A 25,927-nucleotide genomic window follows, 5' to 3' on the forward strand; every position below is an offset into this window, starting at 1 on the left:
CCTGCGGTGACAGTGACACTTCCACGGCTCAGCCGGGCCAGGGCCGCCACCGTGCGGCCCTGGCTGCTCCTCGCCCCCGCGCTGGCGGTCCTGGCAGTCCTGCTGCTGTGGCCGCTGGTGCGGGTGTTCCTCTTCTCCCTGCAGGACTACGGGCTGCGCGAGATCACCACGGGCGAGCCGAACTGGATCGGCGGCGCCAACTACGCCGAGATCCTCACGTCGTCCCAGCTGTGGACGGTGGTGCTGCCCAACACCGTCGGGTTCGCCGTGCTGTCCGTGGCGGGAACCGTCGCGTTCGGCACCGGTGTGGCGGTACTGCTCGCGTCGCTCGGCACCTTCTGGCGCACCGTCACCTCCAGCGCGATCATGGCGGCCTGGGCCATGCCCGCGGTCACCGGTACGTACGTGTGGATCTGGATCTTCGACGCCGACAGCGGTGTCTTCAACGACGTCCTGATGGGGCTCGGCCTGCTGGACGACCCCACCAACTGGTTCACCGACCGGTGGTCGTTCTACGCCATCGTGCTGCTCAACGTGATCCACCACGGCTTCCCGTTCGTCGCGGTCACGGTGCTCGCCGGCCTGCTCGGGGTGCCGAAGGACATGCTGGAGGCCGCCGAGATGGACGGCGCCGGATCGTTCCGCCGGTTCTTCTCGATCATCGTGCCGCAGCTGCGGCAGGTGTTCGCCGTCGTGATCATCCTGTCGACCATCTGGGACTTCAAGGTGTTCGCGCAGGTGTATCTCATGCCCGGTGGCGCGGGATCGAACCGGTCCGTGCTGAACCTGGGAGTGTGGTCGTACGTCGAGTCGTTCGGCCAGAACCGGTACGGGTTCGGGTCGGCGATCGCCGTCCTGCTGACCGTGCTGCTGCTCGTGATCACCGCGGTCTACGTCCGCACCGTGCTGGCTGAGGAGGAACGATGAGCGCCACCCCCCTCGCGGAGACACCCGGCGCCTCACCCAGCCGCACGCCCGGCTCCACCACGGGTGCGGCCGCCGTCCGGGCCGGCCGGCGCAACCGGCGCCTGCTGCGGCGCACCTCGCGCCGCTCGCCACTGCGCCAGCTCGGCAAGGGCGTGCTCGTCGCCCTGCTGCTCGTGTTCACGCTGTTCCCCGTCTACTGGATGCTGAACAGCTCGCTGGACGCACAGGCCGGCCACACCAACAGCTTCTGGCCGGCCGAGCCGACGCTCGACCACTACGTGTTCGTCCTCACCGAGGGCGGGTTCGGCACGTTCCTGCGCAACTCGCTGCTCGTGGCGCTGGGCACGGTCCTGATCTCGTCGGCGCTCGCGCTGCTGGCCTCCGTGGCGGTGGCCCGCTTCCGGTTCCGGATGCGCACCCAGATCCTCATGCTGGTGCTGATCGTGCAGATGGTGCCGCTCGAGGCCCTCGTGATCCCGCTGTTCGTGCAAGTCCGTGACCTGCAGCTGCTCGAGACCCTGATCGGCCTCGTCGTGGTGTACGTGGCGCTCGCCGTGCCGTTCGGGATCTGGATGCTCCGAGGATTCGTCGCGGCGGTCCCGGTCGAGCTGGAGGAGGCCGCCTACCTCGACGGCGCGAGCTGGGGCCGCATGTTCTGGTCGGTCCTGCTGCCCCTCGTGGCGCCCGGCCTGGTCGCGACGAGCATCTTCGCCTTCATCACCGCGTGGAACGAGTTCATCTTCGCCATGACCATGCTCGGCGGTGCGACAGAGAACTACACGGTGGCGATCGGCCTCCGCTCGTTCTTCGGCATCCACTCCAACGACTGGGGCGCCATCATGGCGGCGTCCACGATCATCACCGTGCCCGTGATGATCTTCTTCATCCTGGTCCAGCGCCGCCTTGCCTCCGGGCTCACCGCGGGGGCCGTGAAGGCATGACCGCGGAGCCTGCCGGGGCGACCCGTACGGAACGCGCCGTCAACGGCGTGCTCCTGCCCGGTTTCGAGAACCGCGGCCGCCCGGCCGGCGACCCGGACCGCGACGGCGGGCTCGTGCCGGACTGGTTGGCCGATGCCGCCCGCGCGGGTCTCGCCGGCGTGGTCTACTTCGCGCGGAACACGCCCGACGTGGCCACCACCACGGCCCTGTCCAGCGCGCTGCACGCCATCTCGCCCGACCTGGTGATCGCCGTCGACGAGGAGGGCGGGGACGTGTCGCGGCTCGAAGCGGTCACCGGATCGTCCCTGCCCGGAGCGGCGGCGCTCGGCGCCCACCCCGGCGGCGCCACCGTCTCCCTCGACGCCGGCCGGGCACTGGGCCGGCTGCTCGCCGCGACCGGGATCGACCTGCTCCTCGGCCCGGTGCTCGACGTCGTCTCCGAGCCGGACAACCCGGTGATCGGCGTGCGCGCCTTCGGGACCACACCCGACGACGTCGCCCGGCACGGCATCGCGTTCGCCCGCGGCGTGCGCAGCGCCGGCGTCGGCGTGTGCGGCAAGCACTTCCCCGGCCACGGCGCGACCACCGTCGACTCCCACGTGGGCCTGCCCGTCGTGGACGAGCCCCTCGACGTCGTGCGGGCGCGCGACCTGCTGCCGTTCGCGCGCGCCCTGCGGCCCGAGGGCCGGGACGCCGGCCAGTCCACGCTCGACGCCGTCATGACCGCCCACGTGCTCTACCCCGCGCTCGGGCCGGCACCCGCCTCGGTGGAGCCGTCCGCCACGCGCCTGCTGCGCGAGCTCGGCCACGACGGGCCGATCATCACCGACGCCCTCGACATGGGCGCCCTCCGTGAGCTCACCGGCTCGGTGGGCGAGGCCGCCGTCCGCGCCGTCGAGGCCGGCGCCGACCTGCTCTGCCTCGGCCTCGACCCGGCCCTGTACACCGAGTCGTTCGACGCCCTGAGCCAGGCGGTGGCCACCGGACGGCTGACCCTCGACCGGCTCGAGGAGTCCCGGGCGCGGACCCAGGCGCTCGTGCGGGCGGTCCGCGACCGACGAGCCGCGGCAGGGGCGGCGACCGGCCTCGACGTCGCGACGGAGGCGCTCGCGGACCTGACCGCGTTCGGGGCCGGGATCGCGGACGCCGTCGTGCACGTGCGGCGCGGGTCCCTCGTGCCGCTGGTGCCCGAGGCTGAGCCCGACGTGGTGGACCTGCGTACGCGGCTGGACCACGCCGCCGGGCGCAAGGCGCGGCACGTCCAGGCCGCGATCACCGCGGCCTGGCCCCGGACCAGGGCTTTTCCTGCCGACGACGTCGAGAACGGTGCCGGTCGGCGTGCCGAGAACGGGGCCGCCGACACGCCGCCGGCGGAACTCGGCCAGGATCAACCTGGACTTGCCGTGCTAATTGCCCGATTCACCCGGTACGGTGTGTCGGCGGATCTCAACAGAATCGATACGGAACGTGGCGCAGAATTTCCTGGAGCCGTCCAGGAAGCGTCCGGCTCCGAACCACTCGTGGTGATCACCCGGGAACCCGTCCCTGGTTCGGCCGAACGGACCCGCCTCGAGCAGCTCTGGGCGGTCCGGCCGGACCTCGTCGTGGTGCACACGGGTCTTCCCGGACCGGTCGAGGAGTGGTTCGGGACGCTGAGCGGTGGTGGTCCGGTGGTCGTGGTGGCGTGCGGTACCGGTCGGGCGAACGCGGCGGCCGTCGTCGAGCGGCTCCGGGGTCCGGCGGGCCGGCAGGGCGGCGAGGAGCAGCACGGCAGCGAGCAGCAGTGACAGCAGTGACAGCGGTGATGAGCAGGGTGCGAGAGCACGAAGTCAGAGAGCACCACGTCAGAGAGCACAGAGTTCCCGAGGGCAGGGTCCCCGAGGACAGAGCAAGCAATGAGAAAGGGGCTCGCCGATGATCGCGGAGGCGGGATTCGAACGGCACGCACAGTCGGCGCCGCGCCCGGTCTCACCCACCGAGGAGCGCAACCCGCGCACACGGGACATCGACGTGGTCTCCACCGCCGAGATGGTCCGCATGATCACCGACGAGGACGCCGCGGTCATCGCCGCGGTGCGTGCGGCACACCCGCGCATCGTCGAGGCGATCGACCTGGCGGTGGACGGGATTCGCGCCGGGGGACGGGTGCACTACGTAGGTTCTGGCACGTCGGGCCGCATGGGCCTGCTCGACGCCGCCGAGCTCCTGCCCACCTACGGCGTCGGCGAGGAGATGTTCGTGCCCCACCTGGCGGGCGGGCTCAACGCCTTCAAGCGGGCGGCCGAGGGCGCCGAGGACGACATCGCGGCAGGCGGGGCCCTCGTGGCCGACGTCGGGCCGGCCGACATCGTCTTCGGCATCGCGGCCAGCGGCGGCACCCCGTACGTCGGGGGCGCACTCGACGTAGGGCGGGCCCGCGGGGCTCGCACGGTGCTGCTCGCGTCCAACCCGTTCGCCGCCCTGGCACCGAAGGCGGACGTCCCGATCCTGGTGAACACCGGTCCGGAGGCCATCACCGGGTCCACCCGCATGAAGGCGGGCACCGCGCAGAAGATGGTGCTCAACACCTTCTCGACGGCGGTGATGGTGCGCCTCGGCAAGACGTACTCGAACCTGATGGTCGAGGTGCTCGCGACCAACGCCAAGCTGCGCCAGCGGCTGGTGCGCCTGCTCACCCAGGCCACGAACCTGGGTCCGGACGTGTGCGAGAACGCGCTCGCCGCCACCGACGGCGACCTGCGGGCCGCCCTGGTGATGCTCGTGGCGGGCGTGGACCGCTCCGCGGCGACGCGTGCCCTGGCCGTCGAGCCGGGCCGGATCGGTGGTCCGTCGGTGCGCGACGCGCTGGCGACGCTGGGTATCGAGCCCGCCTGACGCCGACGAGCACGGTCGGGGCCGGGCGGGCGCCGGTCAGGCCGACCCCGGTCAGGCGGGGACGGCCAGCTGGGGCCGGCGCGCCAGGGCCGGGGCGCCGCTGACGTCGGCGGCGAGCTTCGCGACCAGGATGTCGCCGCCCTTGGTGAGCTGCTGCCCGCGCTCCTCGAACCCGAGGCGGCCGTGGAAGCGCATCGAACCGGGGTTCGGCGGGTTCAGGTTGACCTCACACGTGACCACGTCGTGGCCGGCGGTGCGGGCGGCGTCGAACACGGCGTCGTAGAAGAGGCGGCCGATGCCGCGGCCACGAGCCTTCTCGCCCACCACGATGCGGTCGACGTACAGGTGGTCCAGGCCGCGCTCCTCGAACCAGGCGTAGTTCTCGCCGGACCAGTCCTCGCCGCCCTCGAGCGCGACGACGAAGCCCAGCGGGTCCGCCGGTGTCTCGGGGTCGACGGCGACCAGGGCGAGCGAGGAGACGTCGAGGAGCTCGGTCATGTCGTCGGCCGGGGTGTCCGGGACGGCGGGGACCGAGGCGTTGTTCAGGGTGACCAAGCGAGAGACGTCGGCGTCAGTGGCGGGGCGCAGCAGGGTGGCCGTGGGCATGGCGCGATCACTCCAAGGAGTTGATGGGAAGACCATGGACTTTAGTCGTCCTGGCCCCGCCCGTCTGTGACGTGCGTCAAAGAGTGGCGGCGATCACGTGCCGCGCGGGAGCGCCGCATCCCCCGGAGGCTGAACGACACGCCTGGTCACGGCTTCGGGCGGGGGCCGAACACCGCAGTACCCACCCGCACGACGGTCGCACCCTCGGCGATAGCGAGCTCCAGGTCGCCGGTCATGCCCATGGAGAGCTCGGTGGCGGAACCCGTCCCCGGGGCGCCCGAGGCCAGGACGTCGTCGCGCACGGCGCGCAGGCGGGCGAACCCGGCACGGACCGTGTGCTCGGCCGCGTCGTCCAGGTGGGCGCCGATCGTCATGAACCCGGTCAGCCGCAGACCCGGCAGCGCGGCCACCGCCGTGGCGAGCGCGCCCGCGTCGTCGGGTCCGACGCCGGACTTGCTCTCCTCGCCCGTGACGTTGACCTGGACCATCACCTCCAGCCCACGCTCGCCGGTGCGACCGTCGCGTACGCAGCGGTCCGAGATCGACCGGGCGAGGTCCAGCGAGTCGAGCGTCTCCAGGCCCGTGGCGGTGGCGAGCACCTGGTTGATCTTGTTGCGCTGCAGGTGGCCGATCATGTGGACCTCCAGCTCGCCCGCCGCGACCCGGTCCGCCACGGCCGGGGCCTTCGCGACGAGCTCCTGCACGCGGTTCTCCCCGATCAGGTCGACACCCGCCGCCAGCGCCTCCAGCACGGCCTCCGGCGGCTGCGTCTTGGTCGCGACCAGCAGGCGCACCTCGCGCGGGTCGCGGCCGGCGGCGTCGGCGGCCGCGGCGATGCGCTCGCGGACGGCGGCGAGCCGGGCGGCGACCGCACCGGAGTCAGTCCCGGAGTCAGGCCCGGTCGCGGTGGCGGGAGGCTGGGGCGTGGAGGGCTGCTGCTGGTCGGACACGGGCCGAGTCTATTTCGGCGGGTCCGGGTGGTGGCACGGCCGGGCCCGCAGTTGCAGGGCCACCGGCCGGCGACACAGGGTGGAGCCAGGCTCAGGGTGGGATCAGGGGTCTCCCGGTTCCGCGGACCCGCCGCACTACGGAAGGATGGAGCCATGAAGACGCTGCTGAACATCATCTGGGTCATCTTCGCGGGATTCGGGCTGTGGCTCGGGTACATGCTCGCGGGGATCATCTGCTGCCTGCTCATCGTCACCATCCCGTTCGGCATCGCCTCCTTCCGCATCGCGGGGTACGCCCTGTGGCCCTTCGGCCGTGAGGTCGTCGAGAGCCCGCGCTCCGGGGCGTTCGCCCTGATCGGGAACGTCATCTGGGTGATCGTCGCGGGCTGGTGGCTCGCTCTCGGGCACGTCGTCACCGCGATCCCGCTCGTGATCTCGATCATCGGCATCCCGATGGCCTGGGCCAACCTCAAGCTCATCCCGGTGTCCCTCATGCCCCTCGGCAAGCAGATCGTGCCCAGCGACGCGCTGCTGCCGACCTACCGCAAGACCACCGCGGCCTGATCAGTCGCGGGCGATCGGCGCCGTCGTCCCGCCCGTGAGCGTGAGCAGGTCGGCCGGCGCGAGGCCGACGTCGAGCCCGCGCCGGCCGCCGGAGACGTAGACCACGTCGTAGGCCTCGGCGGAATCGTCCAGCACGGTGGTGTGCCTCGTCTTCTGGCCCAGCGGCGAGATGCCGCCCACCACGTACCCGGTGGCGCGCTCGGCCGCCGCGGGCTCGGCCATCGCCGCCTTCTTGCCGCCGGCGGCCCGGGCCAGGGCCTTGAGGTCGAGCTTGCGGTCCACCGGGACGATGCCGACCACGAGCTTCCCGTCGACGTCGGCCAGCAGCGTCTTGAACACCTGCGGAGCGTCGACGCCGATCGCCTCGGCGGCCTCCATCCCGAAGCTGAGCTCGCTGGACGGGTCGTGCTCGTAGGGGTGCAGGGTGTGCGGAACACCCGCCTTCTCGAGCGACACGACGGCGGGGGTCCCGTGGCTGGCGCGCGGCCCCCTGCCCGTCCTGTGCGCTGACGTTCTCTTCCCGGAGTTCTTGGCCACGACGTGATTCTGCCGTCTCGAGTGTCCCGTGGCGCACCGATTTCCGGCGCGAACGTGCTGTCGTCGTCGTGCCGGGCGGGGCAATCCCGCAGTAACCGGTCGGGAATCGCTCGGTTACCGTAGGGCCGTGCTCGCTCTGCTGATCCTCGCCATCCTCGTCGGGGGTTCGTTGCAGCGTGTGGCGGGCATGGGCTTCGGGCTCGTCGCCGGCCCCTTCATCGTGCTTCTCACCGGCCCGGTCGAGGGCGTGCTCTTCGTCAACCTCGCCGGCGCGATGATGGCGCTGCTGGTGCTCGGACGGACCATCCGCGGCGTCGACTGGCACCGCTACGGCTGGCTGGTGACGGCCTCGATCATCGTCACAGTGCCCGCGGCGCTGCTGATCCGGGATGCGAGCGCGTCCGTGCTCGAGATCAGCATAGGTGGCGCGGTGGTGGGCGCCATGATGCTTGCCCAGGTCACGTCGCGCCTGCGCGGGCCGATGCGCCCCTTCGCACCGGAGGCGCGGCTGCCGCTCCTGCTCACGGGGGCGGCCGCCGGGTTCGGCAGCGTCGCGGCCGGGATCAGCGGTCCGCCCATCGCCGTCTACTCCGTGCTCGACCGCTGGGACCCCCGCGCGTTCGCGGCCACGGTCCAGCCGATCTTCCTGACCAACGCGCTCGCGGCGATCGCGGCGAAGCTGCTGGTCGCCGACGCAACGTTTCCCGAGCTGGCCGGGTGGGAGTGGGCGACGGTCCTTGTCGCGCTGGTGGCGTCGGTCGGGCTCGGCGAGCTGCTCGTCGGGCGGATCTCGGTGACCGCCACGCGGAGGGTGCTCGTGACGCTCGCCTACGTCGGCGGGTTCGCGACGCTCGGCCGTGGCCTGATCGGCCTGGCCGGCTGACCCCCGGGGCGGGGTCCCACCCTCACCCCCGGCTGACGCCCGAGGCGGGGTCCCACCCCCACCTACCCCTGACCAAAATCCCGCCGACTGCAGACCTGGTCCGCCCCCGACACGGCGAGTGCAGACCTGGTCGCGGATGGAGACCCCGTAGCCGCGACCAGGTCTGCACTCGGCGGATCCGGGCGGATCCGGGCGGATCCGGGCGCGGGTCAGCCTTGGTCGAGCGGTCCCAGGAGCATCCGGGGCTCACCCGTCGGCGTGAGCCTGGCGGCCCCGAGGTTGCCCACGGTGCAGCTGCCGCTGCGGGGGCTTCCGTCGTTCCAGACCTGGCGCAGGCAGTTGCGCATCGCGAGCTGCCCCCAGTAGCTGGGGTGCAGGGACTCCTGGACGGAGTACGGGGAGTCGCCGATCGTGGTGACCGTGCGGATCTGGTTGACCCACTCGGTCCGGTCGACGGCGCCGGGCGACTGCCAGCCGGGCAGGCCGACCTCCTCGTAGAGGCCCACCCCGTCCTCGCACAGCCGTTTGCCGTCGAACGCGTGGGTCATGTCGAGGGTGCGGACGTTCGGCAGCCCGACGTCGGACGCGGCACCGAGCAGGGCGCCGTTGATGGTGGGCAGCGCCGTGGCGTTGGCCCAGTTGGCATCCCTGTTCCAGAGGCCGCAGCCGCCGATGGACTGGCGGGTGTAGCCCGACTCGGAGTACCGGAACCCGGAGCCGTCCGGCACCGGTGACGGGTAGGTCTGGACCACGAGGGTCCACTGGTCGGTGCTGTACCCGGCGTTGCTCATCGCGGTCGCGACGTTGCCGAGCGCTCCTGCCACCCGGGCCCGGATGTCTGCGACGTTGGCGGCCGTGAAGTTCGCGGCGACCGAGCCGTCGTCGTGGCAGTAGTTCTTCCACCAGGACGGTGAGGTGAGGAAGTTGACCACGCACGTCTGGACGACGCTCGCGAACTCGAAGTCGTTGCCGCCGATCGAGACGACGACCATGCGGATGTTCCGGGTGGCGGCGGCCTCCTGGAGCATGAGTGCCTGGCCCTTGCCCGCCGAGCCGTCGTAGAAGTCGATGCCGGGCTTGAAGTTCCTGCCGGTCGAGGTCGCGGTCGTGGCTCCGCTGCAGGCGAGGTTGAGGCCGGTCACGCCGCCGCCGATGTGGGCCTCGGCGGAGGACGCACGGTGGCAGCGCGCGATGACCTCGCCGGTGCCGCTCGGGTCGTCGTGGTAGGCGTGCCGGCCGAGCGCGTCGGCCCGCCGGTAGTCGTCGTTGGAGCTGCCGGCCCAGCGGCCGGCCTCCCCGGAGATGTACGAGTCGCCGAGGGTCGCGATCCACGGTGCGCCGTCGCCGGGCCCGTCGGTGGCGACGGGTGCGGCGGACGCCGGGGTCGCGGTGAGCACGAGGCCGGCGAGCAGGCCGAACGCGCTGAGACAGGCGGCGGCGAGGGGGTTGAGGTGGCGGCGGTGGCGGTCGGGGTTGCGCAGGTGCGTCGTCATTGGCACTCCTGTGTCCAGGCAGTGCCGTCGGCACTGCTGACCGGAACTCTAATAGCAGGAGTTTACGCTAAGCCGGTTAAAAGGTAAATGAACGGCAAATCCCCTTGGCGCGCCGATCCCAGCAGCTGTCGGACGCACGGGGCACCGGGGTGACCTGTGCGTCCGACACGTGGGGGAGGGGTCAGATCTGGCCGACGTCGAGCACGGTCAGCACGACCTCGCCCGCCTCGTCGCTACCCGCCAGGTCGATCTGTGCGGTGACGGCCCAGTCGCGGTTGGTGTCGGCGTCGTCCAGGACCTGCCGCACCCACCACGTGCCGGGCTCGACCCGGCCGGTCTCGCCTCCGGTGTTGTCCGTGCCGCCCGACCCGCCCGGCAGCTCGGCGCCGGGTTCGAGGATGGTCAGCAGCGCGGCGGACCGCGCCTCCGGACCGATCCCGACGGCGTCGTCCCCCTGCTCCTCGAACAGCGGGTCCAGGGCGTCGGCCCAGGCGTCGGCGTCCCAGCCGCCACCCAGTGCGGCCAGCGCCCCGTAGGACTCGCGTGCGATGAGCTCGACGCGCCGGAACATCGCGTTGCGGACCAGTCGGCGGAACGCGCGCGGGTTGCCGGTGACCGGTCGGACGGGGGCCTCGGCGCCGGCGTCGGCCAGCTCTCCGTTGGTCACGAGGTCGGCATCGTCATCCACCGGATTTGCCAAGCGTTCCCACTCGTCGAGCAACGAGGAGTCCACACCTCGGACGAGCTCGCCCTGCCACTCGATGATCTCCTGCACCTCTTCGGTGCGGTGCTCGTCGGGGACCACCTGGCGTACGGCGCGATAGGCGTCCGCGAGATACCGCAGCACCACGCCCTCGGTGCGCTCCAGCCCGTACACGCTCACGATCTCGGTGAACGTCATGGCCTTCTCGACCATGTCGCGCACCACCGACTTGGGGGAGAGCTCGGCGTCCGCGACCCACGGGTTGGTCCGGCGGTAGGTCTGGAAGGCCGGCTCCAGCAGGTCGGCCAGGGGCTTGGGCCACGTGACCTCCTCGAGCAGCTCCATGCGCTCCTCATACTCGATCCCCTCGGCCTTCATCGCGGCGACGGCCTCGCCACGCGCCCGGTTCTGCTGGCCCATGAGCACCTGGCGCGGGTCGTCGAGGGTGGCCTCGATGATCGAGACGACGTCGAGCGCGTGCGTCGGGCTCTCCACGTCGAGCAGGTCCATGGCCGCCAGGGCGAACGGGGACAGCGGCTGGTTCAGCGCGAAGTCGCGCGGGAGGTCCACCATGAGGCGAGCCGACGGACGGAGGCGCCCGTCGGCGTCGGGCACGCGGACCTTCTCGACCACCCCGGCGAGCCGCAGCGACCGGTAGATCCGGAACGCCTGGCGCACGTGCGCGGCCTGCTGCGTCTCCGTGTCGTGGTTGGCGGTCAGCAGGTGCCGCATGGCGTCCACGGGATCGGTCGCGACACCCGAGGGGCCGTGCCCCGCCGTGCGGGACGAGGCCCGCGCCAGGACGTTCAGCACCATCGCGTGGTTCACGCGGAACTGGGACACGAGCGGTTCCGGGTCGGCGTCCCGGAGCCGCTCGAAGGTGGCCTCGGTCCAGTTCACGCTGCCCGACGGCGCCTTCTTGCGGACGATCTTCTTGAGCTTCTTCGGGTCGTCGCCGGCCTTCGCCAGGAGCTTGCGGTTCTCGATGACGTGCTCGGGCGCCATGACGAGCACCTCGCCCACGGTGTCGTACCCGGCACGGCCCGCCCGGCCGGCGATCTGGTGGAACTCGCGGGCGCTGAGGTGGCGCATGCGCTCGCCGTCGTACTTCACGAGGCTGGTCAGCAGCACCGTCCGGATCGGCACGTTGATGCCGACGCCCAGGGTGTCGGTGCCGCACACGACCTTGAGCAGGCCCTTCTGCGTGAGGCGCTCCACGAGACGGCGGTACTTCGGGAGCATGCCCGCGTGGTGCACGCCGACGCCGTGCCGCAGGAACTTGCTGAGCGTCTTGCCGAACCCGGTGCCGAACCGGAAGGCGCCCATCTCCGCGGTGATGGCCTCCTTCTCGGACTTCGTGGAGACGTTCATCGACAGCATGGACTGCGCCCGGTCGACGGCGTCCTTCTGCGTGAAGTGGACCACGTAGACCGGTGCCCGGTGCGTCTGCACGAGCTCCTGGATGACGTCCGTGAGCGGCTCGACCACGTACGAGAAGGTGAGCGGCACGGGGCGTTCGGCGCCCGCGACCTCGGCGACGGACCGGCCGGTGCGCTCCTCGATGTCCTCGCGGAGGCGGGTCGTGTCACCCAGCGTCGCGCTCATCAGGATGAACTGCGTGTCCGTGAGCTCCAGCAGCGGAACCTGCCAGGCCCAGCCGCGCTGCGGGTCGCCGTAGTAGTGGAACTCGTCCATCACCACCTGGGAGATGGCGCCGTCGTCCTCGTCCTCGTCGCCGTTGCCGCGGCGGAGGGCCAGGTTCGCCAGGATCTCGGCCGTGCAGCAGATGATGGGGGCGTCCGGGTTGACCGCGGAGTCGCCGGTCATCATGCCGACGTTCTTGGAGCCGAACGCCGCGACCAGGTCGAAGAACTTCTCGCTGACCAGTGCCTTGAGCGGGGCCGTGTAGTACGTGCGGCCGCCCCGGCCCGACCGGTGGGCCGCCAGCGCGGCGAACTGCGCGCCCATCGCGACCATCGACTTCCCGGATCCGGTCGGCGTCGCGAGCACGACGTGGGAGCCGGTCATGACCTCCAGGAGGGCCTCTTCCTGGTGCGGGTAGAGCGCCCGCCCGCCTGCGGCGGCCCACTCGCTGAAGCTCTCGAACAGCACGTCCGGATCAGGGTCCTTGCCCGTGGGTGCGGGCAGGTACGGGATCAGGGTCCCGGCGGGCTTCGGGAGGCCCGACGCCGGTCCGGGGTCGCCGGTGGAGGAGAGGGCGGTCGAGGAGGTCAGGGGTGTCGAAGAAGGCGCCGTCATGGTGCTGCCCATTGTTGCAGGCGGGTGAAGAGCGGGATCGACCCCGACGGCGGGCACGTCATCGTCGGCGTGTCGCGTGCGGCCTGTCGGGGTCGCCGGGCTTGGTGGGCTTGGCGGGCACCCGCGTCCGCTTCTCGCCGGTCTGGACCGCGATCACGCCCGCGAGGATCAGCACGCCGCCGACGAGCTGGACGAACCGAGGGAGCTCGCCGAGCAGCAGCCAGGCGAAGCCGATGGCGGCGACCACTTCGAACAGCCCCACGAAGGACGACAACCGGGGACCCAGAAGGCGGCCCGCGGCGATCCCGGTGACGTAGGCGAGGCCGGCGGTCACGATGCCGAGGCCGACCACCGGGAGCCACCAGGGCACCTCCGTGCCCGCGTAGACGGGCGATGCCGCGCTGTAGGTCAGCGGCATGATGCCGGTCGCGCCGAGCAGGCCGAGCGCCAGGGTGGCGGTGGTCAGGCCGCCGGCGGCCAGGGCGAACGGAGGCAGGCCGGTGTCGACGTTCGCGTTGATGACGAAGTACGTGGACACGCCGAGCATGGCGAGCAGCGCCCACGCGACACCGACGGGGCTGACCGATGTCGCGCCCGGCACCCCGGAGACGAGGTCCAGCACGAGCACCAGTCCGACGGCGGCGAGCAGCGTGCCCGCGATCGTGGCCCGCGTGGGGCGTTGGCCGTGCCGCAGCCAGAACCAGAGCACGACGGCGGCCGGTGACGTGTACTCGATCAGCAGTGCCGGACCGACCGGCATGTGCTGCACGGCGGAGAAGTACGCGAACTGGCAGCCCGCCACCGACACCGCCCCGTAGACCGTGATGAGCCCGAGGTTGCGCCGCACGGGGCGCCAGTCACCGTGCAGCGACACGATGCCGAGCGGGAGCACGACGAGCGCCGCGATGGCGACCCGGACGAGGACCATGGCACCGGGGCTCCAGCCCGTGTCGAGCAGCCCGCTGGCGAACACGCCGGAGAGGCTGAACGCCGCGGCGGAGACCCCCGCGAGCACGAGGCCCGTGGTCAGGCGGCGGGGGCGCGGCGCGGAGCCGACGCCGATCCCGCTGGTGCGGCTCGCGCCGTCGGCGTCAGGTGTCACAGCGCTCATGGGTCCTGACGCTATGGGTCTCGGGGTAATGTGTCAACGTGGTTTTTACTCATGACACGGCAGGGGCGCTCCAGTCGGCCGTCGCGCTGGTGAACGCGGGTGAGCCGCCGGTCACCATCAGGACCGTCGCGGATCTGGACGCGTTCTTCGTCGAGCACGCCTATACCGGGCGGCACGACCGAACGCAGGCGGAGCTCGGCCAGGTGCTGGAGCTCCGGCCACGGCTGCGGGAGCTGCTCACGGCGGACCGCGACTCGGCCGCACACCTGGTGAACGAGATGCTGGCCGCGGCAGGGGCGGTGCCACAGCTCGTGCGGCACCCGCCCGTCGACTGGCACATCCACGCGGTGCCGGTCGACGCTCCGCTCGCCACGCGGATCCTGGTCGAGACCGCGATGGCGATGATCGACGTGATCAGGGACGACGAGCTGTCCCGCCTCACGATCTGTGCCGACAGCGACTGCGGGGGAATCGTCCTGGACCTCTCCCGCAACCGCTCACGCCGCTACTGCTCCACGACGTGCAGCAACCGCAACGCCCAGGCGGCCCATCGGGCTCGGCGCGCGGACGGTGCCGCTCATCCCAGGTCCCAGAGGAGGCGGTAGTAGGCGACGCGTTCCGGGTCCTCGTCGATGCCGTACGCCTCGTAGACCAGGTGGTCGTGCCCGGGACCGTAGTTCCAGCCCAGGCTGTAGGTGGCGATGGCCAGGTCGGCCCAGCGGTCGGCGATGCCCAGCGAACCGAGGTCCACGTGCGCGGCCCAGCTGCCGTCGTCGGCGAGCAGGGTGTTGGGCGCGCAGGCGTCACCGTGGCAGACGACGAGCCGGTCGTGGTCGGGTGCGTCGAGGAGCCGCGCCCGCGCCTCGACGGACCAGCCGTCGGCCGCATGCCCGCGGGTCGCCCGGGTCGCGGCGACGGCGATCCGGTCGCTGATGCTCCAGGTCCAGGGGCACTCGTCGACGGGTAGCGCGTCGTGGAGCGCGCGCAGCCCGGTCCCGATCGCGCGGGCGGCGGTCTCGGGATCGGCCAGCCAGCGGGGGTCGACGGCGGAGCGGGCCTCGATCGCCACCGTCGCCAGCCACTCGGCGTGCTCGTCGGCGCCGACCTCCAGGACGTGGGGGACCGGCGTGTAGCGCGCCGCCCACCGCATCCGTGCCGCTTCGTCGGCGAGATCGACCCCCTCGGCCGCCGACCGGTCCGTCCGGGGCGCCCACTTCACGTAGGTCGCGCGCTCGGGGGTGCCGGGTGCCGTTGCGCCCAGATCGGCCGTCCCGCCCAGCCCGGCCAGGCCGTTCCGGGCGTCGGCCGGCCCTGCGGGGTCGATGCGGAAGGTCAGGCCGCCGAGCTCGTTGCTCCACGCGGGGGTGATCGGTGCTCCGGCGGCGAGCTCGCGTACCACGTCGGGCACGGCGACCGTGCCGGTGGGGATCGTCATGTGGTCAGGGTGCCAGACCGGGAAACGCCGCCTGCCGCCGAGTCCGTCGAACGATGTAGGCGCGCGGCCGGTAGATCGTCCCTTCGGCCGACGACGAGGCGGGCCGGCCGCGACAAGGTCAGGGCATGCCTGCCACACCTGTCACCCCGTCTCCGGCCGGGTCACCGGCAAGTACGCCTCCGCACCGGACGCCCGGCGGGGCGGGGCGGATCGCCGCGCTCGACGTGCTGCGCGGCGTGGCGATCCTCGGCACGCTCGCGAGCAACATCTGGATCTTCACGACGCCCGGCGGGCCGGCCGAGTGGATCTCCAGCGGCTTCGCCGGCGCCGATCCGGCGGAGCGGGTGCTGCAGGCTCTGGCCAACGGCAAGTTCCTGGGCCTGCTCACCCTCCTGTTCGGGGTGGGGCTCGAGCTGCAGTACCGGTCGATGGTCCGACGCGGTCTGCCGTGGCCCGGCCGGTACGCGCTGCGTGCGGGGATCCTGTTCGTCGAGGGCCTGGTGCACTACATCCTTGTCTTCGAGTTCGACGTCCTCATGGGGTACGCGATCGCGTCCCTGCTGGCTGCGTACCTGATCGGGCGGAGCGACCGGGTGGTCCGGGCCTGGGCCGGCGTGCTGGCCGGGGTCTACGTCGCGGGGATCATCGCCGTGACGGCGCTGCTCGTCGTGTCCGGTGCGGCGGCGGAGCCGGATGTGGCAGCGGAGCCGGATGTGGCGGCGGAGCCGGGTGCGGCGGGCGGGGCGGCGCCGGCCTCGTCGGCCGTTCTGTCGACTGCCAGCTGGCTCGACCAGGTGCTGCTCCGGCTGACGCACGTCGACGTGTTCCGGATCGAGCTGGTCCTGATCGTGCCCTCGGCCACCATCCTGTTCCTGGTCGGTTCCCGCCTCGTCCGGGCGGGCATGTTCTCGGCGTCCGAGGACGGCGCGCGGCTGCGGCGCCGGCTCGCCTGGGTGGGGCTCGGTGCGGGCGTCCCGCTCAACGCGCTGACGACCTGGGCCGGGCCCGACTGGTTCCTCGTCGACCGCTACCTGGTCGCGCCATGGGTGGCGCTCGGGATCCTGGCGCTGGGCACGACCCTCGTCGAGCGGGGCGGGCCGGCCGGCCTGCTTCGTCGCGGCATCGAGGCGGTCGGGCGGACCGCGCTGTCGTGCTACGTGCTGCAGAACGTGCTGGCCTCGGCGCTCTGCTACGACTGGGGTCTGGGACTCGCCGGCGGTGGCCCGTGGCAGGCGGTGGCGATCTGGGCGGGCGTCTCCGTGACGCTGATGGTGCTGGCGCCGCTCTGGTTGCGCCGGTGGCCGCGCGGACCGATCGAGCTGCTGATGCACCGCGTCTACGACGCGCGCCGCCGCTGAGCCTGCCGTGGGCCTCCCGGCGCCATCGCCCGGGTGCGAGCGGCCTCCTCCGCGTCCCACAGTGCGCGGTAGTACGTGGTGCGCTCGTGGTCGGGTGCCACGCCGTAGGCGGCGAGTACGAGCGGTTCCAGCCCGGGACCGTAGCGGCGGGTCACGCTGCGCGTCGTCACCGCGATGTCCGACCAGCGGTCCGCCACGCCCAGGTCCCCGACGTCGACGTGGGCCGCGAACCGGCCCGCCCGGTCGAACAGCGTGTTCGACACGGTGGCGTCACCGTGGCACACGACGGCCCGGTCGACGGGTGGCGGGACGCCCACCGCCGTCGTCGTGCCGTCTGCCGAGGCCAGGAGAGCGGCCGGGGTGGCGCGGAGGGCGGCGATGCGGGTCGGCGCCGTCCGGACGAACGGGCAGGTGTCCGTGGGCAGCGCGTCGTGGAAGCGACGCAGGCCCGCCCCGACGGCGGTCGCGGACCGCACGGCCAGAGCGCGCCACCGGGGCTCGATGGCCGACGTCGCGACGGCACCGCCCACCTCGACGGCCGCCGTGAGCAGCCACGAGCCGTGCGCGTCCCGCCCGACGTCCAGCACCCGGGGGACCGGGCTGAACGAGCCGGCCCAGACCAGGCGGTCGGCCTCGGCGAGCGGGTCGGGACAGGGCGCGCCGTGCGGCACCCACTTGAGGTAGGTGCTCCGGCGCGTGCTCCCCGCCTCGAGCCGGACCGTGAGACCGCCGTACTCGTTGCGCCACACGGGGACGACCGTCGCGCCGGACCGCAGCCGGCTTGCCACGGCATCGACGACGGGCGGCACTTCGACGGGCGTCGGACTGATGCCGACGGGCGCGCTCGACACGCCACCATCGTCCCATAGAGCGGGTGAAAAAGTGCTCCTGGTTCGTGGCGCTCACGGGCACTGCACAACATCGCGTGCCGGCGGCCGGTGCCCACTGTCGGGCACCGGCCGCCGGCCGGTAACGCTCCGCTCCTTCGATGCGTGGCTCGGGGCTAACAGGCGCCCTGATCCACCCAGACGTCGCTGGACGACGGAATCTCGCCCCGCGTCCACCACTTGGCGCGATAGGTGTGGTTCGCGTAGGTGACCAGGTCGCCGCCCAGGTACGTGGCGGTGGACTCCCAGGGTGCGGCGGTGCACTCGTCACCGGGCGGGTCGGTCGGGTCCTCGGGCGATCCCGTACCGCCCACGTTCACGTTCACGCAGGCGTAGAAGGCGTTGCCCGTGTCGAACACGTTCCAGCGGGCGAGGATCTTGTGGTTGCCGCTCGGCAGACCCGTCAGCGTATGGGTGACGGTCGAGCCGGGCTGCGCGCCGCCGTCGTTCACGGTCTTGAAGAGCTGACCGTCCACGAAGTACTCCCAGGTGGAGGTGCGGTGCCTGGCGGTCAGCGTCCACTGGAAGCTCTGCGTGCTGCTGATGGTCGTGCGCGGCCAGGCGAGCGAGTCGTTGTCGAGAGTGGTGAAGCGGCTACCACCCGAGCAGAGCATCGAGCCCTTGGGCGCCTCGACGCTGTGCGGCTCGTACTCGACGCCGTCGCAGGACCAGCTCACGGTGCGCGTGGCGCAGTGGTCCTGGCGGCTCGGTGGCGACACGACCCAGCCGTGGGCCTCCGCCGTGGGGGTCATGGAACGCGGGGCGGCGACCAGCCCCGTCAGGGTCAGGGCCAGGACGGCGAAGACGCCGAGCAGGGCTCTGACAGCAGGTGTACGCAGTGCGGTGAATCTCATGGGGCTCACCTCGGGGTGTGGAGTTGGAATCTGGTGGGACTGCTCCTGAGTGCTGGGATGCGGGAGTGCGGGGTTGCGGCAGTGCTGGGGTGCGACGTCATCGACGCTAGAAAGCAGGACGGCCCAGGACAAGTAGGGCAACTACCTACTCAGGGAGAACCCAGGGCCGGGCCAGGGGCCTCCCCGATGTGCAGAAACCGGGCCGACAGAAGACTTGTCCCCATGAGCCCCAGAGCCGAGTCCCGTGCCGAGTCCCGTGCCGCCGCCGTCGCCGTCGGCACCGCCTTCGTCCTGATCACCGCGGTCTGTGTCCCGTTCCTGGTCGCCGGCCAGGACGTACCGGACGCCGTCGTCCTGGCCGGTCGCTACCTACCGGCGCTCGCCAGCCTGGTCGCCATCCTGGTCGTGCTCGGCCGGCGCCGGCTCGCCGGTCTGTGGCGGCTGCGGCCCGCCTCGCCGCGCGAGCTGTTCGCCTCCTACGGGCTGGCGCTCGCGGTCATGGTGCCGGCCCTCGTCGCTCCGGCCCTCGCCGGGCTGCTGTTCGGGGCGCAGTTCAAGTCCGCGGGCGTACTGCTCGCCGCGCTGCCGACGATCGTGCTGGGGACCCTGCTCTTCGCCCTCTCGACCTTCGGCGAGGAGGTCCTGTGGCGCGGACAGCTCCAGCTGGCGCTACGGCGGCTGGGGTTCTGGCGGTCGTCGCTGCTCATCGGCGCGGTCTGGATGGTCTGGCACCTGCCGCTGCACCTCACGTACCTGGCCGTGGGGGCGCTGACGGGCGAGCAGGTCCTCGCCCCCACCCTCGGGATCGCGGCCTGGGCGCCTCTGCTCGCGGCCCTGGTCGAGCGGCGCGGTGTGATCTGGCCCGCCGTGTTCGCTCACGCCGTGCCGCTCTCCTCGCTCCAGCTGCTCACCGAGGCGTCGGTTCAGGACGCGGTGCCGTTCTGGGCGGTGACCGTGCTCGGCTGGGTCGCGATGCTGGTCGCGGCGGTGCTGGTGCGGGGCCGCGTGCCGAGCACGGTGTCGCAGACCTCGATCAGCCGGTAGCGCAGGTCGTTGGACCGTCGCGCGTACTCGCGCTGCCGGCGCACGTACTCGGCCTTGCCCTGCGAGGTCTCGATCTCGAGCGCCGCGACGCCGTACTCGGACACGTCGTAGGGCGACGCGGCCATGTCGGTCCACCGGATGTCGCGGGCCAGCTCGAACGCGTCCAGCAGCAGGTCGCCCGGCACGGCCGGGCCGAGCTTGAGGCACCATTTGTAGAGATCCATGTTGGCGTGCAGGCAGCCCGGCTGCTCCATACCGACCTGGGTGGCGCGGGTGGGCCGGAGCTGGTTGCGTCCGGTCGCCTCCGGCGTGAAGAACCGGAACGCGTCGAAGTGCGAGCAGCGCACCGGGTTCGACTCGACCACGGCGTCCGTGCCGGCGTGCCCGAGCCGCAGCGGCAGCGGGTGCCGCTGATCCCGACCCGCGTCCCGGTCGCGGTAGACCATCGCCCACTCGTGGAGCCCGAAGCAGCCGAACGTCCCCGGGCGCGCCGCGGTCGCCGACAGCAGGTCGCGCACGTACCGCACGGTGTCACCGCGGTCCGCGAGAAAGGCGTCGAGGTCGAGGGTGACGGCGTCGGGTGCGGCGGGGTCGGCGTCGGGTGTGTCGGGTGCGTCGGGGTCGGCCGCGACGGACCTGTGCCAGCGCCACGCGGTCCGGTCCTCCGGGTCTGTGGGGTCCGAGGTGGCGGGGTCGAGGCCGGTCGGGTCTGAGCCGGCGGGTTCGGGGCCGACCGGGCCTGGGCCGGCTGGGTCTGGGCCGGCTGGGTCTGGGCCGGTTGGATCCGCGGTGGGGGCGCCCGGTCCGCCGTCGGACAGTACGAGCACGACGCCCGCACCCGGGTGCCAACGCCGCAGGTGCGTGATCCGGGTGGGGTAGTAGGTGAAGAGGAAGTCCTCGATCGCGTGCTTCCGTCCGGCGGCGCGCGCCGCACGCCAGACGGCGGTGAGCTCGTCCGCTCGCCGGGCGTGGGCCGCTGCGACCGGCAGCCACTCCGCGGGGCGCAGCCGTTCTGGGGAGCGCAGCCGTTCAGGGGAGCGCAGCACCTGGGCAGGCGCCGCGTCGGCCGGGCGCACGACGGTGCCGCGCGCACCGGGCGCGGTCGTCTCCCCGAGGACTGTGCTCACCGCTCCAGGGTAAGGCCGGAGCCGCGGTCGCCAGCTCGAGCCCGACCTGCCCGCGACCCGGCCGGCGGAAGTCCGCCGGAGTCCGCCGGAGTCCGCCGAGTCCGCCGCCGGGCCCACCCGGCCGGTCCGCCCACTCTTTTCGAGGCCTAAGTTAGTTCGCTTTCCGCGGCCTGAAAGCGAATTAGCTTAGGCCTCGAAGAGAGGTGGTGGCCGTCGGAACGCGCCGCCGGCCCGGTCGCGGACCGTCGTAGGGTGCCAGCATGTCCGACCTTCCTCTGCGGCGCCTCGGGCGCTCCGGCCTGTCCGTTCCCGTCATCGGCCTGGGCTGCAACAACCTCGGCCGCACCGGCACCGCCTCCGAGACGAGCGAGGGCGCGCGGGCCCTGGTCGACGCCGCCATCGACGCCGGGGTGACCTTCTTCGACACCGCTGACCGGTACGGCGCTCGTCCCGGGCTGTCCGAGGAGCTCCTCGGCGCCGCCCTGCAGGGCCGCCGCGACGACGTCCTGGTCGCCACGAAGTTCGGCCTCGACATGCGCGGGGCGAACGGGACCGACTTCGCGGCGCGCGGCTCGCGCCGGTACATCGTGCGGGCCGCCGAGGCCTCCCTGCGCCGCCTCGGCACCGACTGGATCGACCTCTACCAGCTGCACACGCCCGACCCCGCGACGCCGATCGACGAGACGCTCGCCGCCCTCGACGACCTCGTCCGCGCGGGCAAGGTCCGCTACGTGGGCCACTCGAACCTCAAGGGCTGGCAGGTGGCCGACGCCGAGCACGTGGCGCGCTCCATGGGGTCGGGGGCCGGCTCGGGCACCCGGTTCGTCTCGGCGCAGAACGAGTACTCGCTGCTGTCCCGCGGCGTCGAGCACGAGGTGCTGCCCGCGGCGCAGGCCTACGGGATCGGCCTGCTGCCCTACTTCCCGCTGGCGAACGGCCTGCTCACCGGAAAGTACTCGGGCGGCGCCCGGCCCGACGGCAGCCGGCTGGTCACCGCGAAGCGCCACCTGCTGGAGACCGCCCCCTGGGAGGCGCTCGACCGGTTCGGCGCGTTCTGTCAGGAGCGTGGCGTCACCGAGACCGACGTCGCGTTCTCGTGGCTGCTGTCCCGGCCCGAGGTGTCGTCGGTGATCGCCGGGGCCACGCGGCCCGAGCAGGTTCGTGCCAACGCACAGGCCTGGACCTGGATGCCGACGGCGGAGGACCTCCGCGAGCTGGACGAGATCTTCCCGATCTGACAGGTGGTGCTGCGCCGGACAGGCGTGCGCGGGTCGATAACGTAAGCGGCATGAGCCACCCGTTTCGCCAGGTCGACGTGTTCTCACCGGTTCCGACCAGCGGCAACCCCGTCGCCGTCGTGCACGACGCCGACGGACTCACCGACGACCAGATGGCCGCCTTCGCGCGGTGGACCAATCTCTCGGAGACCACGTTCCTGCTCGCGCCGACGGATGCGGGGCGCGACGGCGGCGCCGACTACCGCGTGCGGATCTGGACGCCGGGTGGCGAGCTGCCGTTCGCCGGGCACCCGACGCTGGGGACCGCGCACGCGTGGCTCGAGGCCGGTGGAGCACCCCGCGGGGAGGGCGTGGTCCAGGAGTGCGGCGTCGGACTCGTGCGGCTGCGGCGCAGCACCGTCGGCCAGGGCCAGGGCCAGGGCCAGGGCCAGGGCCAGGGCCAGGGCCAGGGCCAGGAGCAGCAGCAGGGCGGGGGCCGGGCCGAGGAACCGCGACAGCGTCTGGCGTTCGCGGCGCCCCCGCTCCTGCGTTCGGGCGCCGTCGATGCTGCCGATCTCGCGCAGATCGCACGGTCATTGCGCATCGACGTGTCCGACATCGTCCGCTCGGCGTGGGTCGACAACGGCCCCGGCTGGGTGGCGGTCCAGCTGCGGGACGCGGAGACGGTGCTCGGCCTGGACCCGGATCTCGTGGCGATGGGGGACCTGGAGCTCGGTGTGGTCGGGGAGTACGGGCCCGGTGGCGCCGGCACCGGAGTAGCCGGTACCTACGGGCCCGGCGCGACCGAGCCCGCCGTCGAGGTGCGCGCGTTCGTGCCGTCGATCGGCGTCGGCGAGGACCCGGTGACGGGAAGCCTCAACGCGGGTATCGCGCAGTGGCTCGGCGGGGACGTGCTGCCGTCGTCCTACGTGGCATCGCAGGGGACGGTCCTGGGTCGCAGCGGCCGCGTGCACGTCGAGAAGCTGCCCGACGGCGAGGTGTGGGTCGGCGGCGACACCGTCACGACGATCGTCGGACAGGTGAGCTTCTGACGCCGGTGCCGGGAAGCCAGATCCGGGAAGTCAGGGCGGACCGGTCGTACATGGCTGACCGCGTGGCTCCATGGCGCCGGCCGCGACTGGTCGATCCCCATGACCAGTCGCGGCCAGCACCTTCTTGATGCTCGTCAGCTCACCGTCAACGGCCCGAACGGCACCTCCACCACGGAGTCCGCGAGGTTCAGGAGCGAGCTCGCGTTGCCGATCACGTTCCAGATCTCCACCTTGATCGTGCCGTCGGTGAGGTCACCGAGCGTGCCCGAGGAGCTCTCCAGCGCGTGGTTCGCCGACGTGTAGCGCTCGAAGCCGGGTACCGGATCCGTGGCGAAGTAGCGGTACGACTCCACCCGGTCGAAGGACCCGTCGCCGTCGAGATCGTAGGAGACGCGCAGCCGCGTTCCGTTGCCGACGTTCGACTCTGCGTCCAGACCGAGATCGAACGCCGTGCCCAGGCCGGAGAACTCGCCCGTGACGTGCTCCACGGTGGCGGTCAGGCCGGTGCTCGGGTCACCGACCGCGTCAGGTCCCTCCCGCGCGCCCAGTACGAACGTGCCGGTAGTGCCCGGATCAGTGACCAGGGCGCCGCCTGCGGTCAGGTAGAACGTCGTCTCAGCGTCACCGGGCGGATCGGTCGGGTCGGGCGGGTCGGGCGGATCCGTCGGATCGGTCGGATCCTCGGTGCCGCCCGGTGCGCCGCCCCCGCTCCACGCATGCGCACCCGAGGCGACGGTCTTCCCGACCGGCACCGCGAGCGACGTCCCGTCCGAGAACGCGACCGTGAGCGGTGACTGCGTGATGTTCGAGGCCACGTAGGTGCGCTCACCGTTCTTCGTGAACACGGCAGCCACGGGAGAGTTTGCGGTCACCGTCGTGTCGACCGTACCCAGCGCGGCGAGGTTGGCTATCCAGTGATAGGTGTGCGCACGGCTCTCGCCCTCCTCGACCGGGTAGTTGCGGTCGGCGTCGAGTGCGGAGAGCGCCCGGTCGCCGTCGCCGAGCGCGAGGTAGGACCACAGGATGTCCTGCCAGACCGTCGGGTCGCCGTTGTTGGCGGCGACCAGCTCGTCGTAGTTGGCCGCGACATCATCGGGGCGGAGGCCCAGGTAGAGATGACCGCCCGTGACCGGCAGGGTGTTGATGCCCTGGATCATCTCGGGCTCACCGCTGAACCAGGTCGCGTAGGCCCCGCCGCTGCCCCAGATCATGCCCACGGTGGAATGGCCGAAGGCGTCGGGCATCGCGCCGGACCCGTCGAACCAGTACTGCTGGATCGCCGCTGTCTGCGTGGCGTAGAGGTAGATCCCGGCATCGCGGGTGGCGTCGTCCCCTGTCGCCACACCCCACTGGATGAGGCCGTTGGCGAAGTTCTGGCCCTCCGAGCTCGACTCCTGGTTGTTGCCGTTGACGAACGCGCCGTGGCCCGCCGCCCAGTCGTGGCCGGCGTAGATGTCGAAATCCCGGAGATACGGGTAGCGCAGGTCGGTGCGGTCGAAGTTGTTCGCGTCCGCGATCAGCTGGTCGACCATCCCGCCGAACTCCTGGTCGGTGGCCCATGCCGGGTCGAACCGCGCGAGGGTGGCGGCCGCGACGATGAAGTACCCGTAGTGGAAGTGATGGTCGTTCAGCTCTCGGTCCGACCCGTACGCGGCGGGGAAGCCCACCAGGGTGCCCCAGTTCTCGTTGTACGCGAACACCTGCTCGGTCTCGCCGGGACTGGCGGTGAACCAGTCCGTGAGCACGGCCTCGATCTGTCCGAGGGCCGTGTCGCGGACGTCCGTGCGGTCGAGCTGGTCGGCGATCTCCACGATGCGCACCGCGCGGCCGAGCGCCTTGCCGGTCCAGTAGGTGTCGGCGCCGTCGACGCTCATCGGGTCACCCGCTTCGGCGTCGAGCAGGGCATCGAGCCGCGCGTTCGCGTCACCGTCCGCGGTAGCGACCGACGGGACCTCTGGCAGAACACCGGTGAACGGGGTGCCCGTCGTGAACGACGTCGCTCCGACCAGCGTGGTCATCGTGCCGCGTGCCGACTCATAGGTGCGGTCGGCGGCGACGCCGTCGCCGGGCCCGTCGCCGGCAGACCCCTCGAGGTACACGTCCTGATGCGGGTAGAGCGCCACGATCGTGCCCGTGTTGGTGCCCTCGTGCGCCTCGGTCGTCAGGGAGTACGTCGTACGGACGATGCTCGTCGCCTCGTCGTAGACGTAGTCGGCGCGGGTACCGGTCACCTCGACGTAGGCGTACGGGGTGTACGAGTCCGCCTGGGCGGTGCGCGCCGCGTCGTCGTCGGCCGGGGTCGTGGGAAGCGCGGCGACCGAGAGGTAGCCCTTGCCGGAGAGGTCGCTGCGCAGCTCGCTGCCCGAGACTGTCCAGGACGATCCGGTCGGCGCGAACGCGACGTAGTCGGCGCCGCCCGTGCTGAATCCGATGCGGGCGCCGTCGTCGAGCCACACTCGCAGGTCCGACCCACCAGAGAGGAGCGCGTCGCCACCCGCCATCTCGAACCACGTGACGGGCAGACCGTGCCCGATCGTCGCCGTCATGGAACGTGTCCCGTCGCTCCACGACGGGGTGACGGTCCAGTCGCTCCAGTCCGCGACCTCGGCGACGGACGCGTTCAGGCCCGCGACGCCGACGACGAGGTCCTGGCTGTACGGGTAGTGGAACTCCCCGATCCCACCGGGCGTGCCGTAGAGGGTGGGCTGCTGTGTGTACGAGAGGCCGAGGCCGTCCGGCGACGGCTTGTACGACACCGGGTGCGCGTGCAGCGGCTCGCTCATCGAGCAGTCGAACTTCTTGAAGCTCAGCGAGGACCACCAGTCATTGGTCGGCACCGCCCCTGCGGGTGCCGAGTCGGTGATGAACGCGCGGGCGTCGGTGGCGAGCGGGGCGCACCCCTCGGGTGCCGGGCCGACCTGGTCGGTCGTGTAGCTCCCCGCCCCCTCGGGCGTCGGGTCGGCGGCCACGGCCGGGACGGCGCTGATCGTGGAGAGCGCGACGAGGGCTGCGGTGAGGACAGCCATGCGCGTACGCCACTCGCGACGCCGGGGTCGAGACCTGCGCCGGTCAGCGCCGGGCGGTTGTGCCGTTCCGTCGGGATCG

At 72.1% G+C, this 25,927-nt stretch carries 21 protein-coding genes and 1 pseudogene; 11 read left to right on the top strand and 11 right to left on the bottom strand.

Going from position 1 to position 25,927, the window contains the following annotated elements:
* The first annotated feature begins 12 nt into the window (after positions 1-12).
* The 4 genes from ACFSL2_RS22740 to murQ all read left to right on the top strand — a co-directional run bounded on the left by ACFSL2_RS22740 (position 13) and on the right by murQ (position 4,742).
* The gene (locus ACFSL2_RS22740) at positions 13-927 is read left to right on the top strand and encodes a carbohydrate ABC transporter permease (protein WP_377200024.1); all 915 of its coding nucleotides are present in this window, start codon (positions 13-15) and stop codon (positions 925-927) included.
* Positions 924-1,868, top strand: coding sequence for a carbohydrate ABC transporter permease (locus tag ACFSL2_RS22745; RefSeq protein ID WP_377200025.1), 945 nt, complete (start codon positions 924-926; stop codon positions 1,866-1,868). The genes ACFSL2_RS22740 and ACFSL2_RS22745 overlap by 4 nt, the downstream gene beginning before the upstream one ends.
* The gene (locus ACFSL2_RS22750) at positions 1,865-3,655 is read left to right on the top strand and encodes a glycoside hydrolase family 3 N-terminal domain-containing protein (protein ID WP_377200026.1); all 1,791 of its coding nucleotides are present in this window, start codon (positions 1,865-1,867) and stop codon (positions 3,653-3,655) included. The genes ACFSL2_RS22745 and ACFSL2_RS22750 overlap by 4 nt, the downstream gene beginning before the upstream one ends.
* A 127-nt stretch (positions 3,656-3,782) precedes the next feature.
* A complete protein-coding gene (gene murQ, locus ACFSL2_RS22755; protein ID WP_377200027.1) occupies positions 3,783-4,742 on the top strand; it encodes an N-acetylmuramic acid 6-phosphate etherase in 960 nt (319 codons plus the stop codon).
* A 51-nt stretch (positions 4,743-4,793) separates the two neighbouring features.
* Here murQ and ACFSL2_RS22760 read toward each other — a convergent pair whose 3' ends face one another.
* The gene (locus ACFSL2_RS22760; protein WP_377200028.1) at positions 4,794-5,348 is read right to left on the bottom strand and encodes a GNAT family N-acetyltransferase; all 555 of its coding nucleotides are present in this window, start codon (positions 5,346-5,348) and stop codon (positions 4,794-4,796) included.
* 146 nt (positions 5,349-5,494) lie between these two features.
* Positions 5,495-6,298 (bottom strand): YggS family pyridoxal phosphate-dependent enzyme, encoded by an 804-nt coding sequence (locus ACFSL2_RS22765; RefSeq protein ID WP_377200029.1) that lies wholly within the window; start codon positions 6,296-6,298, stop codon positions 5,495-5,497.
* Between the two features lie 153 nt (positions 6,299-6,451).
* On the opposite strand from ACFSL2_RS22765, the gene ACFSL2_RS22770 reads away from it, so the two are divergent.
* A complete protein-coding gene (locus ACFSL2_RS22770) occupies positions 6,452-6,862 on the top strand; it encodes a YccF domain-containing protein (RefSeq protein WP_377200030.1) in 411 nt (136 codons plus the stop codon).
* Here ACFSL2_RS22770 and ybaK read toward each other — a convergent pair whose 3' ends face one another.
* Positions 6,863-7,399 carry a Cys-tRNA(Pro) deacylase gene (gene ybaK, locus ACFSL2_RS22775; RefSeq protein ID WP_377200031.1) on the bottom strand — a complete coding sequence of 179 codons (537 nt, stop codon included), beginning with the start codon at positions 7,397-7,399 and terminating at the stop codon, positions 6,863-6,865.
* A 127-nt stretch (positions 7,400-7,526) separates the two neighbouring features.
* Here ybaK and ACFSL2_RS22780 point away from each other — a divergent pair, with 127 nt between their 5' ends.
* Positions 7,527-8,282, top strand: coding sequence for a sulfite exporter TauE/SafE family protein (locus tag ACFSL2_RS22780; protein WP_377200032.1), 756 nt, complete (start codon positions 7,527-7,529; stop codon positions 8,280-8,282).
* A gap of 209 nt (positions 8,283-8,491) precedes the next feature.
* Here ACFSL2_RS22780 and ACFSL2_RS22785 read toward each other — a convergent pair whose 3' ends face one another.
* The 3 genes from ACFSL2_RS22785 to ACFSL2_RS22795 form a co-directional block, all read right to left on the bottom strand.
* Positions 8,492-9,775 carry an SGNH/GDSL hydrolase family protein gene (locus tag ACFSL2_RS22785; protein WP_377200033.1) on the bottom strand — a complete coding sequence of 428 codons (1,284 nt, stop codon included), beginning with the start codon at positions 9,773-9,775 and terminating at the stop codon, positions 8,492-8,494.
* A gap of 181 nt (positions 9,776-9,956) precedes the next feature.
* The gene (locus tag ACFSL2_RS22790; RefSeq protein ID WP_377200034.1) at positions 9,957-12,737 is read right to left on the bottom strand and encodes a DEAD/DEAH box helicase; all 2,781 of its coding nucleotides are present in this window, start codon (positions 12,735-12,737) and stop codon (positions 9,957-9,959) included.
* A 58-nt stretch (positions 12,738-12,795) separates the two neighbouring features.
* Positions 12,796-13,848, bottom strand: a complete 1,053-nt coding sequence (locus tag ACFSL2_RS22795; RefSeq protein ID WP_377200035.1) for an EamA family transporter — start codon at positions 13,846-13,848, stop codon at positions 12,796-12,798.
* 38 nt (positions 13,849-13,886) lie between these two features.
* Here ACFSL2_RS22795 and ACFSL2_RS22800 point away from each other — a divergent pair, with 38 nt between their 5' ends.
* Positions 13,887-14,453: a CGNR zinc finger domain-containing protein gene (locus ACFSL2_RS22800; protein ID WP_377200036.1), complete on the top strand. Its 567-nt coding sequence runs from the start codon at positions 13,887-13,889 to the stop codon at positions 14,451-14,453.
* On the opposite strand, the gene ACFSL2_RS22805 is transcribed toward ACFSL2_RS22800, so the two are convergent.
* On the bottom strand, positions 14,426-15,283 hold the full coding sequence (locus ACFSL2_RS22805; protein WP_377200037.1) for a phosphotransferase: 858 nt from the start codon (positions 15,281-15,283) through the stop codon (positions 14,426-14,428). The genes ACFSL2_RS22800 and ACFSL2_RS22805 overlap by 28 nt on opposite strands.
* Before the next feature lie 125 nt (positions 15,284-15,408).
* Here ACFSL2_RS22805 and ACFSL2_RS22810 point away from each other — a divergent pair, with 125 nt between their 5' ends.
* On the top strand, positions 15,409-16,641 hold the full coding sequence (locus tag ACFSL2_RS22810; protein ID WP_377200038.1) for a DUF418 domain-containing protein: 1,233 nt from the start codon (positions 15,409-15,411) through the stop codon (positions 16,639-16,641).
* Here the strand turns inward: ACFSL2_RS22810 and ACFSL2_RS22815 are convergent.
* A complete protein-coding gene (locus ACFSL2_RS22815) occupies positions 16,620-17,492 on the bottom strand; it encodes a phosphotransferase (protein WP_377200039.1) in 873 nt (290 codons plus the stop codon). The genes ACFSL2_RS22810 and ACFSL2_RS22815 overlap by 22 nt on opposite strands.
* A 152-nt stretch (positions 17,493-17,644) precedes the next feature.
* A complete protein-coding gene (locus tag ACFSL2_RS22820; RefSeq protein WP_377200040.1) occupies positions 17,645-18,382 on the bottom strand; it encodes a lytic polysaccharide monooxygenase in 738 nt (245 codons plus the stop codon).
* A 498-nt stretch (positions 18,383-18,880) separates the two neighbouring features.
* On the opposite strand from ACFSL2_RS22820, the pseudogene ACFSL2_RS22825 reads away from it, so the two are divergent.
* Positions 18,881-19,255 (top strand): annotated as a pseudogene (locus tag ACFSL2_RS22825) (CPBP family glutamic-type intramembrane protease); the annotation flags it as partial.
* Positions 19,256-19,305: 50 nt separating this feature from the next.
* Here ACFSL2_RS22825 and ACFSL2_RS22830 read toward each other — a convergent pair.
* Positions 19,306-20,553 (bottom strand): 3-methyladenine DNA glycosylase, encoded by a 1,248-nt coding sequence (locus tag ACFSL2_RS22830; RefSeq protein WP_417629353.1) that lies wholly within the window; start codon positions 20,551-20,553, stop codon positions 19,306-19,308.
* Positions 20,554-20,813: 260 nt separating this feature from the next.
* On the opposite strand from ACFSL2_RS22830, the gene ACFSL2_RS22835 reads away from it, so the two are divergent.
* Positions 20,814-21,791, top strand: coding sequence for an aldo/keto reductase (locus ACFSL2_RS22835; protein ID WP_377200041.1), 978 nt, complete (start codon positions 20,814-20,816; stop codon positions 21,789-21,791).
* Between the two features lie 50 nt (positions 21,792-21,841).
* Entirely contained in the window at positions 21,842-22,822 is a 981-nt protein-coding gene (locus tag ACFSL2_RS22840; RefSeq protein ID WP_377200042.1) for a PhzF family phenazine biosynthesis protein, read from the top strand.
* A gap of 134 nt (positions 22,823-22,956) precedes the next feature.
* On the opposite strand, the gene ACFSL2_RS22845 is transcribed toward ACFSL2_RS22840, so the two are convergent.
* Positions 22,957-25,848 carry a glycosyl hydrolase gene (locus ACFSL2_RS22845; RefSeq protein ID WP_377200043.1) on the bottom strand — a complete coding sequence of 964 codons (2,892 nt, stop codon included), beginning with the start codon at positions 25,846-25,848 and terminating at the stop codon, positions 22,957-22,959.
* Positions 25,849-25,927: the final 79 nt, after the last annotated feature.

Origin of the sequence: Promicromonospora aerolata, from assembly GCF_042682255.1 — a bacterium.
In the GTDB taxonomy this organism is placed as follows: Bacteria; Actinomycetota; Actinomycetes; order Actinomycetales; family Cellulomonadaceae; genus Promicromonospora; species Promicromonospora aerolata.